This window comes from Pseudosulfitobacter koreensis (assembly GCF_024733015.1).
GTDB lineage: Bacteria > Pseudomonadota > Alphaproteobacteria > Rhodobacterales > Rhodobacteraceae > Pseudosulfitobacter > Pseudosulfitobacter koreensis.
The window spans coordinates 66,824-81,910 of sequence record NZ_JANKJG010000002.1 but is presented as its reverse complement, the minus strand read 5'-3'; the positions used below and the strand labels follow the sequence as shown (position 1 = coordinate 81,910).

Genomic DNA, 15,087 nt, shown 5'->3' with positions numbered 1-15,087 from the left:
CAAACACAGTTAACAAGTCTGCAACAAGGAGACGACAAAGGTTGCCGCGAACAGGGACCCGTCGTCTTGCTAGATAAGGAAAAGAGCATGCAAGAGCCCCTTAACGCTTCGTATCCGGTGCTGCCGCTGCGCGATATCGTGGTTTTCCCCCACATGATCGTGCCGCTTTTCGTCGGCCGCGACAAATCCGTGCGCGCCCTTGAAGAGGTGATGGCGGACGACAAGCAGATCCTGCTGTCGAGCCAGATCGACCCGGCCGAGGATGATCCCGAAGCCGCAGGCATCTACAAGGCAGGTGTCCTGGCAAATGTGCTGCAACTGCTGAAGCTGCCCGACGGCACCGTCAAGGTGCTGGTCGAAGGTCAGGCACGGGTGCGCATCACCGAATACCTTGAAAACGATAACTTCTTCGAAGCACGCGCCGAGTATCTGACCGAGATGCCGGGCGATGTCACCACCACGCAGGCGCTGCTGCGCACCGTGGCGGATGAATTCGAGCGCTATGCCAAGGTCCGCAAGAACGTGCCCGAAGAGGCGCTGACTGCCGTGGGCGAAACCGTCGAGCCTGCAAAGCTTGCGGACCTCGTGGCGGGCCACCTGGGCATCGAGGTGAACCAGAAGCAGGAGCTTCTGGAGACGCTGAGCATTTCCGAGCGGCTTGAGAAGGTTTACGGCCTGATGCAGGGCGAGATGTCGGTGCTGCAGGTCGAGAAAAAGATCAAGACCCGCGTGAAGTCCCAGATGGAGCGGACCCAGCGCGAGTATTACCTAAACGAACAGATGAAGGCGATCCAGCAGGAGCTGGGCGACGGCGAAGACGGCAAGAACGAGGTTGCCGAATTGGAAGCCCGCATCGCCGAGACCAAGCTGAGCAAGGAAGCCCGCGAAAAGGCCGACAGCGAGATCAAGAAGCTCAAGAACATGAGCCCGATGAGCGCCGAGGCGACTGTCGTGCGCAACTATCTCGACTGGATGCTGTCGATCCCGTGGGGCACAAAGAGCCGCGTCAAGAAGGACCTGGGCCGTGCGCAGCAGGTGCTGGATGACGACCACTATGGCCTTGAAAAGGTCAAGGAACGGATCGTCGAATATCTGGCCGTGCAACAGCGCAGCAAGAAGATGAAAGGCCCGATCATGTGCCTCGTCGGCCCTCCGGGCGTCGGCAAGACATCTTTGGGCAAATCCGTGGCCAAGGCGACGGGCCGCGAGTTCATCCGCATCTCGCTGGGTGGGGTTCGTGACGAGTCCGAAATTCGGGGTCACCGCCGGACCTATATCGGCTCCATGCCCGGCAAGATCATCCAGGCGCTGAAGAAGGCGAAGACGACCAACCCGCTGATCCTGCTTGATGAAATCGACAAGATGGGTCAGGACTTCCGTGGCGACCCCGCGTCGGCCATGCTCGAGGTGCTGGACCCGGAACAGAACGGTACGTTCGTCGATCACTATCTCGAGGTCGAATATGACCTGAGCAACGTGATGTTCCTGACCACGTCGAACAGCTACAACATGCCCGGACCGCTTCTGGACCGGATGGAGATCATCCCGCTGGCCGGCTACACCGAAGACGAAAAGCGCGAGATCGCCAAGCATCACCTGCTGGCCAAACAGGTCAAGAACCACGGCCTGAAAAAGTCCGAGTTCGAGCTGACGGATGAAGGTCTTACCGACATCATCCGTTATTACACCCGCGAAGCCGGCGTGCGGAACCTGGAACGCGAGATCGCCAAGGTGGCGCGCAAATCGCTGACGAAGATCGTCAAGAAAGAGTTCGATACCATCTCGGTGACGTCCGACAACCTTGACGAGTTCCTTGGCGTGCGCAAACACCGCTATGGCCTGGCCGAGAAAGAGGATCAGATCGGTGTCGTGACCGGGCTGGCTTACACTTCGGTCGGTGGCGAACTGCTGCAGATCGAAGCGCTGCGCCTGCCGGGCAAGGGGCGAATGAAGACAACGGGCAAGCTGGGCGACGTGATGAAGGAAAGCATCGACGCGGCGTCGAGCTATGTGCGGTCGATCAGCCCCAAGATCGGGGTGAAGCCGACGCAGTTCGACAAGATCGATATCCACGTGCACGTCCCGGATGGGGCAACGCCCAAGGATGGCCCCTCTGCGGGTCTGGCCATGGTCACATCCATCGTGTCGGTGCTGACCCAGATCCCGGTGCGCAAGGACATCGCGATGACAGGCGAAGTCAGCCTGCGCGGGAACGCCATGCCCATCGGTGGCCTGAAGGAGAAACTGCTCGCGGCCCTGCGTGGCGGCATCAAGACGGTGCTGATCCCGCAGGAAAACGAAAAGGACATGGCCGAGATCCCCGACAACGTCAAAGAGGGGATGACCATCATTCCCGTCAGCCACGTGTCGGAAGTGCTGGAACATGCGCTGGTGCGTGCGCCCGAGGCGATCGAGTGGGACGAGGTGGCCGAAGAGGCCGCAGCTGCCGCCGCCGCGTCGAAAGAGACCGGATCGTCAGCCACGGCACATTGACCGCGCACTGATTACAAATCAGTTGCCCAGAATGAGCGCCCCGCAGGAGACTGCGGGGCGTTTTTCGTGCAGGCGGGCCGTTGCGGTGAAAACTGGCGCAATTGCCATCAACAGTGGCGCAAAAGGCGCAAAAATGGCCTTTCACGGGGCGCCGCGCGAGTGTTCGATAGGAATTCGGGCCAAATCCGCATAGGCTGGAGCCCAGATTTAACCCGTGACCAAAGGCATTTTCATGGCAACGCCCAAGACTTCGACGACCAGCATTAAAAGCGCCGCAGCCTCTGCCGCCGCCGCGACCAAGGCCGCAGCGGCCACCACCGCGGCCCGCACCAGCAAGCCTGCAAAGACGCCCAAGCCGACCCACGCCGCCGATCCAACGACAGGCGGTGCCGAGCCGGTGGTTTCGGGTCCGATGATGCGCAAGAAAGAGTTGATCGACGCCGTCGTCGAGGCATCCGGCGTCAAGAAGAAGGACGCAAAGCCCGTGGTCGAGGCCATGCTCGAGGTGCTGGGCACCGCGCTGAGCGAAAGCCGCGAACTGAACCTGCATCCGCTGGGCAGCGTCAAGATCCGCCGCGCCAACGACATGACAAAGGCCCGCGTCCTGACCGCCAAGATCCGCCAGCGCAAACCCGAAGTCGTCGCCGCCGAAGCGGCCGCCAAGGCCGAAGCAGCCGACGACGCCGAGTAAGTTCTGCGCTTTCTGTCCAGAATTTCGCTGCGGCCTCTTGCAAGGGGGGCCGCAGTTTTGTATCTGCCCCCGCAGGGGTGATTAGCTCAGTGGTAGAGCGCTTCGTTCACATCGAAGATGTCAGGGGTTCAAATCCCTTATCACCCACCATTTTCCTCTTTTGGTAAAACGGCGTACGGAACGCGCAGGGCGCGCGTGAGCGCCCCGCGCGATGTGTGTGATCAAACTGGCACAACCAGCTTCTGATCTTCTTCCGGCGCGTCCAGCAGCAAGTGGTTTTCTTCCAGCACCAGGATGTTCTCGGCGCCGATCACGTCGCTTTTGGTCTTGTAGCCGATGACGCTTTCGACGGGCATGTCGAGATTGCGCGCCAGCAGCATGGTTTCTTCGGACGAAAAGTTGGTCAGGCCGCGCGCCACTTCGACGCCGTCCTCGTTATAGACGTGCAGCACGTCGCCCTTGCTGAACTCGCCCTGCATCGAAATCACGTCAGCGCGGCTGATGCCGCAATCGCCCGCGACCACGGCTTCGGCCAGTGCGTTCGAGACGACCAGCGTGCCCGAAACCTGCAGGCGGTTGCTCAGCCAGATCTTCAGCGGCGACGCGGTCTCGCCGGTCACCAGGCAGCGCGTATAGCGGCGCTCGTTGTTCAGAAGCGAGATGAGAGGGCGCTCGATGATGCCTTCGGCGATGATTGTCTCGACGCCTGCGTTCTGGGCCATGTTCGCGGCCAGCATCTTGGTTAGCATGCCGCCGCTGCCCAGATCGCTGATGCCTGTGGTGGATTCCAGATGCTCTGATACGTCCTCTACTTCCGAGATGAATTTCGCATCCGGGTCTGACGGGTCGCGGTCATAAAGCCCCTCGACGCTGGTCAGGATGATCAGCAGATCGGCCTGCACCATCTGCGCCACCTTGGCGGACAGACGGTCGTTGTCGCCCACGCGCAGGTCGCGGGTGGCGACGGAATCGTTCTCGTTGATGATCGGCAAAATGTCGTTTTCGAACAGTTTCATCATCGTGTTCTTGATGTTCAGAAACCGGCGGCGGTCTTCCATATCCTCGACCGTGACCAGCATCTGGGCGACGTCCAATTCGTACTCGGACGCGACCTGGCGGTAGGCGTTCATCAAGAGTGGCTGACCGCAGGCGGCGGCGGCCTGCTTGTCCAGAATGCCCGCATCCTCGGGGCGTTTGCCCACCATGTTCAGGCCCAGCGCGACCGACCCGGAGGAGGTCAGGATGATGTCGTGCCCGTCCTTTTGCAACTGTGCCAGATCGCTGATCAGCCCGTTTATGAAGGCATAGCGCAGGGTCAGATTGTCCTCGTTTGCCAGCAGGCTGGACCCGATTTTTACGACGATCTTTTTCTTCTTGGTCATGTACTACTCCGATATCTAATTGGTTTTACTCACGAATGCCACGTCAGTTTGCCAATTGCGGCGCTGACCTGTAGCACTGGACCTCCCAATGATTCGCCGATGTATAACACGTACCGGGTACGTGAATGCAAACGGGCCGCCAAAAAGTGCTGCATTGCAGCATCACTTTGCTGCCCTGCGGCGACGAAAAGCAAATTCGGACGATCTGGCATCCTTGAGACGCAAGTCCATGTGTTTCGGTGCAAGACGTTTTGGACAAACCGGAGACGAAAATGAACATACTTTTGATCGGATGTGGCAAGATGGGCGGCGCGATGCTGCGTCAGTGGGCGCAGGACGCGAACAACAGCTTTACCGTGGCCGACCCGGTGAAGCCCGACCTGCCTGCGGGCGTGCGCCATGTGTCAAAACCGACATCGCTGTCCGAGGCCGAATTCGACGTCATCCTGATCGCGATCAAGCCGCAGATGATCGCGGACGTGCTGCCCGACTATGCCTTTGCGCTGAAACCCGACGGGTGTTTCGTGTCCATCGCCGCCGGGTGCAGCGTTGCCACGATTTCTTCCATCGTGGGTGACCGCGCGATCATCCGCGTGATGCCGAACATGGCGGCGATGGTGGGGATGGGGGTATCGGGTCTCTATGCCAACGACGCCTGCACCGACCAGCAGCAGCGCGATGTGACCGCGTGGATCGGGCAGACGGGCACCTGCGTGCCTGTCGACAGCGAGGACCGGATCGACCGGCTGACCGCGATCAGCGGCAGCGGGCCGGGCTATGTGTTTGAAATCCTGCGCAGCTATGTGGCCGCCGCGATGGACATCGGGTTCGACGAGGCGACGGCGCGCGCGCTGGTGTTCGACACGATCACCGGCACGGTCGAAACCGCGCGGCAATCGGACGAGACGCTGGAAGATCTGCGCAAGTCGGTCACCAGCAAGAACGGCACGACGCAGGCGGGGCTGGAACAGTTGATGCGCGACGGGCAGCTGCACGCGCTGCTGCACGACACCGTGCATGCCGCCTATGACCGCGCCGCCGAATTGAAGTGAACCGAATTTTAAGGAGCGATTGATATGAGTACGACCACATTGGAACGATCCGAAACTGAAATCGGTGCCGTTGTTGCCGATCTGGGCCAGCGCGCCAAGGCGGCGGCGCAAGGTCTTGCGATGGCCTCGGGGGAGCAGCGCAACCTGGCACTGACCAAGGCGGCAGAGGCGCTGCGCGGTAATATGGACGACCTGCTGCGCGCCAATGCGCAAGACGTCGACGCGATCAATGACAGCGGCAAGGACGCCGCCTTTGTTGATCGGCTGACGCTGAACGCTGAGCGTGTGGCGGGCATGGCAGATGCGCTTGATGCGATTGCGGTGCAGGACGATCCGCTGGGGCGGACCCTGGCGACATTCGACCGGCCCAACGGGCTGAAGATCGAACGCGTCAGTGTGCCCATCGGTGTGATCGCGATGATCTACGAGTCGCGCCCCAATGTCGGCTCGGACGCTGGCGCGCTGTGCATCAAGTCGGGCAATGCGGTGATCCTGCGCGGCGGCTCGGAAAGCCTGCAATCGTCGCGGGTGATCGTGAACTGCATGGCGCAGGGGCTGCGTGCTGCCGGTCTGCCCGAGGATGCTGTGCAACTGGTCGACACGCGCGACCGCGAGGCGGTCAAGCTGTTGCTGCACAGCATCGACACGGTCGATCTGGTGATCCCGCGCGGCGGGCGCGGACTGGTGTCGTTGGTTCAAAAGGAGGCGCGGGTGCCGACCTTGCTGCATCTGGATGGCAACAACCACACTTATATCCACGCCAGCGCCGACATCGAAAAGGCGGTTGGCATCGTCCAAAACGCCAAGATGCGCCGCACGGGCATTTGCGGCGCGACCGAATGCGTGGTGATCGACGCAAGCCTCGCCGAGACAGCGTTGCCGCTGCTGGCCGAGGCGATGAGCGATTGCGAACTGCGCGGCGATGCGGCTGCGCGCCAGATTTTGCCGGATCTGATCGCCGCGACGGATGAGGATTGGGACACCGAATATCTCAGCAATATCATGTCCGTGCGCATCGTGGACGGGCTGGGAGAGGCCATCGCCTTTGTTCAGGCGCATTCGTCCGGTCACACCGATGCCATCGTCGCCGAGGACGTGACAGCGGCGCGGCAGTTCATGACGGCGGTGGATTCCGCCGTGGTGATGCACAACGCCTCGACCCAGTTTTCGGACGGCGGAGAGTTCGGCATGGGCGCAGAGATCGGCATCGCCACCGGCAAGATGCACGCGCGCGGCCCGGTCGGTGCAGAGCAGCTGACCAGCTTCAAGTATTTCGTGCACGGCGACGGCCAGAAGCGGCCCTGATGGTCGCTCTGCCCGCACTTGCGTCCGGGTCAGCCGCGACTTAATCAATCGGGTATGAGCGAGTATCCCGACCTTCTGATCCTGCGCCACGGCGAAACCACGTGGAACCGCGAAGCCCGCATGCAGGGCGCGCAGGACAGTCCCTTGACGGCTGCGGGCCGGGCACAGGCGCGCCATCAGGGAGCGGTGCTTTCGGCCTTTGGCTGTGAAGGGCATGCGTGGTACGCATCGCCGCAGGGGCGGGCCTGGCAGACGGCCGAGCTCGCCAACACCCAAGGGGCTGCGATCACCGCCGACGCGCGTCTGGCCGAGATCGCGGTGGGCGATTGGTCGGGGCTTTTGTTCGACACCATCCGCGCCGAGGCCCCGCATCTTTTTGAGGATGCGGACAGCTTGGCCTGGTACGATCACGCACCGGGCGGCGAAGGGCTGGCCGCCGTCGCCGCGCGCACGCTTGCGTTTCTCGATGCGCTGACAGGCCCCGCGGTGGTCGTGACCCATGGCATCACCAGCCGGATCTTGCGCTGTCATCTGCTGGGCCTGCCGTGGTCGCGTTTCGACACATTGCAATGCGGGCAGGGGGTGGTTTGGCACCTGAGCAAAAGACAGCAACAAAGACTGTCTTAAGGGCTTGATCGTCGCGCGCGATCTGCGCTAGAGAGCGGGACGGCGGGTCGTTAGCTCAGTTGGTAGAGCGTTTCGTTTACACCGAAAATGTCGGCGGTTCGAGCCCGTCACGACCCACCATTCCTCTCGATCGCATGCAGTATCGAAGCTTTCGCGATCTGGAGGGCTCGACTGACGCGCACCACTTCGCTGTGCAGCAGATTTCCCGCAAAGCGCACGTCATGTTTAATCTGTTCGGGTTGTTGTGGCCTCATCCGAGCCTTGCCGCATCGACTTTCAGAAAATCAGCGACAGAGTAGCCCACCAAAGCAAAACGCTGATCGCCAGACCGGGCAAGATCCACCACCCACTTGCCATCGAGGCGCACTTTTTCTGCGTTGCAGGGCGGATTCCGGTGCGGGGGCGGGCAGGCAGGTGATCTGCCTTGCTCAATGATGCGTTCATGGTTCAGACCTCATGGGGTCGGGGTTCAATTTAAGAAGCACATCAATCGTAACAAGAAAAAGTTAATGCAAAGTTATGCTTCGCTGGGTGCTCTCTCCTTGGTTTCGCGTCGAATTATGTTCATTTTTCGGCAATTCGTTGGTATTAACAAGCAGTATAGCGGGGGATGGTTGCGGACTGCGGTAAAATTCGCGTGCGTAGTTTCTACGTAGGCGCTCGCGTTTTCAGTCCGGCTGTACGCCTGCGTATTGCGGCAGCATCGTGCGCACATATTCCAGCAGCTTGCTGTCCTGAAAGGGCTTGCCCAGAACCTTGCAGTTGCCCAGGGCGCTGGCGGCAGGCACATCCGTGTCGCCGGTGGCGAAGATCACAGGCAGGCGGGGGTTCATCTGACGCGCCTCGCGGGCCAGATCCTCGCCCGACAGGTCAGGCAGGCCCACGTCGGTGATCAGCAGTGATACCGCGGTGGATTGCAGGATCTTGATTGCCTTCGCGGCGCTGCCGGCCTCTTGTACCTGGTATCCCGCAAGCCGCAGCGTGTCGGCAAGGTCGGTCAGGATCAGGATGTCGTCCTCGCAGATCAGAATGGGGGCATTTGTGTCCACGGGCGCGGCATCCGATGCGGCATCGGCATGGCCTCCGCCGTGTCCCGCATGGTGCTGTTGCGGAATGCCCGCAGTGCCCAGCACCTCGCGCAGTTTCTGCGCCAGGACCGACTGGGTATATGGTTTTCCCAACAACTGCACACCGGCCTCAAGCCGCCCTTCGTGCACAATGGCATCCTGCACGTATCCAGAGGTGAACAGGACCGGCACGCCGGGACGCGTGCGCTGCACCACCTGCGCCAGGTCGCGCGCCGTGGTGTGTCCCGCCATCATCACATCGGTGAACAGCAGATCAAACGCCTGGTCCGCCTTCACGATCTCAAGCGCCTCGTCGGCGTTCGCGGCCTCGAGCACGGTATAGCCCAGATCGATCAGCAGATCGTGAGCCGTTGCGCGCACCTCGGCGTCGTCCTCGACCAGCAGGATCGTCTCTGCGCCGCCCATCAGTCCGGCGGGCTGGGCCGGTTGCAGGTCGTGTTCCTGCTCATGCGAGCGCGGCAGGTAGATCTTGATCGTGGTGCCCGCGCCGACTTCGCTGTCCAGCGTGACATGGCCGCCCGACTGCTTGGCGAAACCGTAGACCATCGACAGGCCCAGACCGGTGCCCTGGCCGTCTTTCTTGGTGGTGAAGAACGGCTCGAATATATGGTCGCGGATGTCGGGCGCGATGCCGCTGCCGGTGTCGGTCACCTCCAGCCGCACGTAATCGCCGGGCTGCATGTCGGGCAATGCCCAGCCAGAGGACGCGCTGATGGTGGTGTTGGTCGCGTGGATCTTCAGCGTGCCGCGCCCCTCCATCGCGTCGCGCGCGTTGATTGCCAGGTTCAGCACCACGTTTTCCATGTTGCTGGGGTCAACACTGGTGTTCCACAGATCCTCGGCAAAACTGGTTTCCAGCGCCACGCTTTCGCCGATGGCACTGCGCAGGATGTCGGTGGTGTTGCCCAGAAACCGGCTGAGGTTGATCACCTTGGGCGCAAGCGGCTGTTTTCGCGCAAATGACAGCAGCTGCGACGCCAGCGTGGCCCCGCGCGCGACGCTGCCCATGGCCTGTTCGATGCGCGCCTTGGCGGGGGATGCATCAGGCGTTTCGCGTGCGACCAGTTGCAGGTTGCCGGTGATCACCTGAAGCAGGTTGTTGAAATCGTGGGCAATTCCGCCCGCAAGGTTGCCGATGGCCTCCATCTTCTGACTTTGGCGCAGGGTGACGTGCAATTCCTCAAGCTCTTGGTTGCGCTTGGCGACGCGCATTTCCAGCGTGTCGTTCAGCTCGGCGATCTCGCGCTCGGCGCTCTTGCGTTCCTCGATGTCGGTGTTGGTGCCGACCCATCCGGTGTTGACGCCCTCGTCCGACCGCAGCGCAGAGGCGCGCACCAGGTGCCACCGATAGCTGCCATCGGCCCTGCGGATGCGAAATTCATGTTCATAGGTTTCGCCCTGCGCGACTGACTTCTGCCATTTTTCGGCGGCCAGTTCCAGATCGTCGGGGTGGACGGCGCGGCCCCAGTCGGTGCCGTAGAGTTCGCCCTCGACATGGCCGGTATAGTCATAGGTGCGGTCGTTCAGCCAGTTCAGCCCGCCATCCTTGTCCGCCGTCCAGACGTGGTTCGGCATGGTCTGCGCCATGATGCGGAACCGCTCGCGGGTGGCGGTCAGGGTTGCCTCGGCGATCTTCTGTCCAGTGACGTCGTGGCCCTGGACGAAGACGCCGGTGGTCTTGTTCGCAGCATCGCGCAGCGGGTGGTAGATAAAGTCGATGAAATGCTCGACGGGTTCGGCATCGGACGAGGCCTGAATCAGCGCGGGCATCCCCTTGAACGACAGCGGCTCGCCCGTCTCGAGCACTTGATCGAGCAATTCGTAGAACCCTTGCCCCGCAAGATCGGGAAGCGCCTCGCGCACCGGCATGCCGATCAGATCGCGGCCCCCGATAAGGTCGATATAGGCCTGGTTGGTGATGCGAAACACATGTTCGGGGCCATCAAGGATTGCCATGAAGCTGGGGGCCTGGTCAAAGGCGGACTGGAAGAATTCGGTCATCGCCCCCAGCGCCAGGTTTTCGGTGGCAATCGCTTCGGCCCGTTGCAGCAGGGCCGCGCGACGCGGAACGCTGGAGGGCGTGGTCGTCGCCTCGCTGCGGTAGAGATCGGTCACGTCCATCGTGTTTTGCAAGATATAGACAACCTTGCCCTCATCGCCCAGGATCGGCGTGTGGGTGGCGCTCCATTGACGTTCCTCGATGCGCCCGTCCGGGGCCTCGATCGGGTAGGGGATCAGCGGCAGGTGGTCGGTGCGCCCGGTGGCCAGCACCCGGCGGAACGATCCGCGCAGCATCTGGTCCGATATGGAATCGGGCGGTGCCGGGAACTCTTCGGTCATGATCCGGCCGATCAGGGTTTCGCGGGTGCGGCCGGTCACTTCGAGATAGGCGTCGTTGGCCCAGATCATTCGCAGATCGGGGTCCACCAGGACATAGGGTGACGGCGCCGAGCCGAATAGCGCGTCAAGATCGAACTGCATAACTGCCCCCGAAGGCCATAAGTTTCTTGCTTTGTTTCGCAGGCCAGATTTCTCATATCCTGCAGAATTGTAAAGCGTCAGCGGCCTCAAAGGTTGGTGACTGCGCGGTAATTGCCATCATTGCGGTGCCTTATCATAGTGCGCGAAATGGCGCGTGCTGCGGGGCGGTCGGCTGCGTGGATTTTATTTGTGCGCGAGCGCACACCAAGTGATTATTTTGGGATATTGCGTGCAATCATGTATCGGCGCATCGTGATTTAAGACAAAACAGGAGCGACATCATGAGCTGGAACCCCGCACTTGACCCCGACATTCCCATCGGCGACGCCGTGGATGCCATCGAAACCGTCATCGTGCCGCGTGCGCGCGATCTGGGCGGGTTCGAGGTGCGCCGGGCCTTGCCCGCGCCCAAGCGTCAGATGGTGGGCCCCTTCATATTCTTTGACCAGATGGGGCCGGCGGAGTTTCTGACCGGGCAGGGCATCGACGTCCGCCCGCATCCGCATATCGGCCTGGCCACGGTCACTTACCTTTACAAGGGCAAGATCCACCACCGCGACAGTCTGGGCACCGATCAGTGGATCGAACCCGGTGCCGTCAACTGGATGGTGGCAGGGCATGGCATCACCCATTCGGAACGCGCCGACGGCGATCTGCGCGCAGCGCCGCACAGTCTGTTTGGGCTGCAAACCTGGGTGGCGCTGCCGGAGAAAGACGAAGACGGGAGCGCGGGCTTTGAGCATGCTGCGAAAGACACGCTGCCGCTGCTTGAGGGAGAGGGCAAACAGGTGCGGCTGATCCTGGGGTCGGCTTACGGCGAGACTGCTCCGGTCAAGGTGTTCTCGGAAACCTTCTATGCCGATGCGCTGCTTGAGGCGGGCGCGTCGATCCCGATGCCTGACAATCACGAAGATCGCGGCCTCTACATACTGACCGGGTCGGTGTCTGTTTCGGGGCAGGATTTCGAGGCGGGGCAGATGCTGGTGTTCCGCCCCGGCGACCGGATCAGTGCGCGCGCAGGGGACGCAGGCGCACGGGTGATGTTGCTGGGCGGTGCGACGATGGATGGGCCACGGCATATCTGGTGGAACTTCGTCGCGTCGTCCAAGGACAAGATCGACGCGGCCAAGGAAGCATGGCGCGCAGGCGACTGGGCGCATGGTCGTTTCAAGCTGCCACCGGGCGACGATGGCGAATTCATTCCCGCACCGGGCTGAACGGTGGATGAAGCAGGTGAATTTCCCCGATGATTTTGAGGTCTGTGACATTTTTTTAAAATAATTGCCGCAAACCCCAAAAGCCTGCTTGACGCTCCCGGCTGTGGGTCATAATACCCCCACACGCAGCAGGGCGGTTGTAGCTCAGTTGGTTAGAGTGCCGGCCTGTCACGCCGGAGGTCGCGGGTTCGAGCCCCGTCAACCGCGCCACTGCTGCGTAAACAAGGACCCGCCGGAAACGGCGGGTCTTTTGCGTTTCTGGGGTATTGTTTCGTGTGGGCAGCTCAGGTCTTGCGATCTAGTCCTCAGGCACTTTCAGCAGGAATTCCAGAATCTTATCAGCCGTTTCTAATGGATATTGATCGGGAAAGAAGTGTCCGCCCGGCAGGGTGTCTGCCTGCATGTTCGTCAGACGGTTTACCCATGTCGCGCCCACGTCGTAGTGTTTGGCCATGACTCCGCTCTGACCGCTGAGCACCAGCGCGGGAGAGGTCACGCGCCGGTCGAGATCGGCTGCGTCCAGTGCCATGTCGTGATCAATCGCGGAGCGGTAATCCTCGCACATGCCGCGAATGGTGTCGGGGTCGCGCCATGCGGTGCGGTACTGATCGAGCGCGGCGGCGTCGTAGGTGTCGAGCCCGCCCTTGCCCCAGCCGGTCAGGCAGTATTCGAAATAGGCGTCAGGGTCATGGCCGATCATCGTTTCGGGCAGCGGCGCGGGCTGGGCCAGGAAGAACCAGTGGTAATAGGCGCGGGCCACCTCATGTTGCAGATCGTCCAGCAGCAGATGCGTCGGCACGATGTCCATCAGCGTCAGCGACCGGATCGCGTCGGGGTGGTCCAGCGCCGCACGGTGAGAGGTCCGCGCGCCCCGGTCGTGGCCAACAAGGTGAAAACGGTCGAACCCCAGATGCGCCATCAGCGCCACCTGATCAGCGGCCATCTCGCGAAAGCTGTAGTTTTCCGTGCCTTGCGGTTTCGAGCTGGCCCCGTAGCCGCGCAGGTCGGCGGCGACGGTGGTGAAGTGCTGCGCCAGCTTGGGCGCTATGCCCTGCCACATGGCGTGGGTCTGCGGAAAGCCGTGCAGCAGCAGCAGCGGGGGACCGCTGCCTGCCATGACGTAGTGGATGCGCTGGCCGTTGACCTCGGCCGTGGCGCTGGAGAAACCTGGTATCGTCATCGTGCCGCCTTTCGTTTTTTGGGTTCAGAATGGAGGCCAGCCCCCATACACATCATAAATGGGGGCCAGCCCCCATACCCCCGGAGTTTACCCTGCAAGATGAAGGGGGCGGTGCCGCTTACGTGCTGAGGGCGTCGAGAATGCGCACCCAGCTGCGCATGCCCTTGTGAAAGCTTTCCATGTCGTATTTCTCGTTGGGCGAATGGATCTGGTCGTCGTCCTTGCCGAAGCCGATCAGCATCGGGGTCGTGTTCACGATGCGTTGAAAATGCCCCGCAATCGGGATCGAGCCGCCGCAGCCGATATAGGCCGCAGGCACGTTCCATTCGTCGCTGAGCGCCTGGCGCGCCGCCTCGAACGCCGGATAGTCGGTCTCGAACGCCGAGGCGCGGCCATTGCTGTGGTCCTTGAACGTGACGGTGCAATCGGCGGGCAGGGCGTCGCGCACCATGGTGCGGAAACTGTCGCGGATGGCGTCCGGGTCCTGATCGCCGACCAGACGGAACGAGATCTTGGCGTGGGCCTGCGACGGCAGCACGGTCTTGAACCCCGCGCCGGTGTAGCCGCCCCAGATGCCGTTGACCTCGCAGGTGGGGCGCGACCAGATCATCTCGATCGGGGTGCGGTCCTCTTCGCCTGCGGGCTGCGACAGGCCGACATCGCCCAGGAACGCGTCGTGATCGAAGGAAAGCCCCTGCCACTGCGCGCGCAGCTCGTCCGGCAGTTCGGGCACGCCATCGTAGAAACCGGGCAGGGTGATGCGGCCCTGATCGTCATGCAGTCCGGCCAGGATTTTGGTCAGGACGCGGATCGGGTTGATCGAGACGCCACCATACATGCCCGAATGGAGATCCTTGCTGGGGCCGGTGATTGTCAACTCGTCGCCCATCATGCCCCGCAGCATCGTGACGATGCCGGGCGTCTTGCTCTCGAACAGCCCTGTGTCGCAGATCAGCGCAAAATCCGCTGTCAACTCTTCGGCGTTTTCCTTCATGAACGGCACCAGCGAGGGCGAACCGGATTCCTCCTCGCCCTCGAAGAAGAACGTGATGCGGCAGGGCAGGGTGCCGTTGACCGCCTTCCAGGCGCGGCAGGCCTCGACGAAGGTCATCAGCTGGCCCTTGTCGTCGGCGGCCCCACGGCCGCGGATCACCTTGCCCTTGGGCGTATCCTCGACCTGAGGGTCGAAGGGATCGCGTTCCCACAACTCCAGCGGGTCGACCGGCTGCACGTCGTAGTGCCCGTAGAACAGCAGGTGTGGTGCGGTGCTGTCCGCATCCGCGCCCACGTGGCCCACAACCATGGGGTGACCTGGCGTGGGGCGCTTGGTGGCGTCGATGCCGATGCTTTGCAGGTCCGCCACCAGCCAGTCGGCGGCGGTGTCGCAATCCGCCTTGTAGGCCGGATCGGTCGAGATCGACGGGATGCGTAACAGCTCCAGCAGGCGGTCGGTGGCGTCGGAGAGGTTGGCGTCGATATGGGCGAGCGTGGCGTCGAGAGACATGGGGCGCGGTTCCTTGCAAATGTCGAGATTTGCAGCGACCGTATCAGCCCGCGTCGCAGTGTCCAGT

The 15,087-nt window shown here is 62.0% G+C and carries 10 protein-coding genes and 3 tRNA genes; 9 read left to right on the top strand and 4 right to left on the bottom strand.

Features of this window, described 5'->3' with window-relative positions; all coding sequences use genetic code 11:
* The first annotated feature begins 87 nt into the window (after window positions 1-87).
* From lon to NTA49_RS03475, 3 genes are all read left to right on the top strand, one after another.
* Entirely contained in the window at window positions 88-2,493 is a 2,406-nt protein-coding gene (lon, locus tag NTA49_RS03485) for an endopeptidase La (RefSeq protein WP_258293268.1), read from the top strand.
* Window positions 2,494-2,725: 232 nt separating this feature from the next.
* Complete coding sequence (locus NTA49_RS03480) at window positions 2,726-3,184, top strand: HU family DNA-binding protein (RefSeq protein ID WP_258293267.1); 459 nt, start codon at window positions 2,726-2,728, stop codon at window positions 3,182-3,184.
* Window positions 3,185-3,259: 75 nt separating this feature from the next.
* Window positions 3,260-3,334, top strand: a tRNA-Val gene (locus NTA49_RS03475).
* Window positions 3,335-3,405: 71 nt separating this feature from the next.
* Here NTA49_RS03475 and proB read toward each other — a convergent pair.
* Window positions 3,406-4,566 carry a glutamate 5-kinase gene (gene proB, locus NTA49_RS03470; RefSeq protein ID WP_258293266.1) on the bottom strand — a complete coding sequence of 387 codons (1,161 nt, stop codon included), beginning with the start codon at window positions 4,564-4,566 and terminating at the stop codon, window positions 3,406-3,408.
* 272 nt (window positions 4,567-4,838) lie between these two features.
* On the opposite strand from proB, the gene proC reads away from it, so the two are divergent.
* The 4 genes from proC to NTA49_RS03450 all read left to right on the top strand — a co-directional run bounded on the left by proC (window position 4,839) and on the right by NTA49_RS03450 (window position 7,670).
* On the top strand, window positions 4,839-5,618 hold the full coding sequence (proC, locus tag NTA49_RS03465; RefSeq protein ID WP_258293265.1) for a pyrroline-5-carboxylate reductase: 780 nt from the start codon (window positions 4,839-4,841) through the stop codon (window positions 5,616-5,618).
* 24 nt (window positions 5,619-5,642) lie between these two features.
* On the top strand, window positions 5,643-6,923 hold the full coding sequence (locus NTA49_RS03460) for a glutamate-5-semialdehyde dehydrogenase (protein WP_258293264.1): 1,281 nt from the start codon (window positions 5,643-5,645) through the stop codon (window positions 6,921-6,923).
* A gap of 54 nt (window positions 6,924-6,977) precedes the next feature.
* The gene (locus NTA49_RS03455; protein ID WP_258293263.1) at window positions 6,978-7,550 is read left to right on the top strand and encodes a histidine phosphatase family protein; all 573 of its coding nucleotides are present in this window, start codon (window positions 6,978-6,980) and stop codon (window positions 7,548-7,550) included.
* A 44-nt stretch (window positions 7,551-7,594) separates the two neighbouring features.
* Window positions 7,595-7,670 (top strand) — tRNA-Val (locus tag NTA49_RS03450).
* A 548-nt stretch (window positions 7,671-8,218) separates the two neighbouring features.
* Here the strand turns inward: NTA49_RS03450 and NTA49_RS03445 are convergent.
* Complete coding sequence (locus NTA49_RS03445) at window positions 8,219-11,119, bottom strand: hybrid sensor histidine kinase/response regulator (RefSeq protein ID WP_258293262.1); 2,901 nt, start codon at window positions 11,117-11,119, stop codon at window positions 8,219-8,221.
* 281 nt (window positions 11,120-11,400) lie between these two features.
* On the opposite strand from NTA49_RS03445, the gene NTA49_RS03440 reads away from it, so the two are divergent.
* On the top strand, window positions 11,401-12,336 hold the full coding sequence (locus NTA49_RS03440) for a pirin family protein (RefSeq protein WP_258293261.1): 936 nt from the start codon (window positions 11,401-11,403) through the stop codon (window positions 12,334-12,336).
* A gap of 133 nt (window positions 12,337-12,469) precedes the next feature.
* Window positions 12,470-12,546, top strand: a tRNA-Asp gene (locus NTA49_RS03435).
* Window positions 12,547-12,634: 88 nt separating this feature from the next.
* Here the strand turns inward: NTA49_RS03435 and NTA49_RS03430 are convergent.
* Window positions 12,635-13,516 (bottom strand): alpha/beta fold hydrolase, encoded by an 882-nt coding sequence (locus NTA49_RS03430; RefSeq protein ID WP_258293260.1) that lies wholly within the window; start codon window positions 13,514-13,516, stop codon window positions 12,635-12,637.
* 118 nt (window positions 13,517-13,634) lie between these two features.
* Window positions 13,635-15,020 (bottom strand): M20/M25/M40 family metallo-hydrolase, encoded by a 1,386-nt coding sequence (locus tag NTA49_RS03425; protein ID WP_258293259.1) that lies wholly within the window; start codon window positions 15,018-15,020, stop codon window positions 13,635-13,637.
* Window positions 15,021-15,087: the final 67 nt, after the last annotated feature.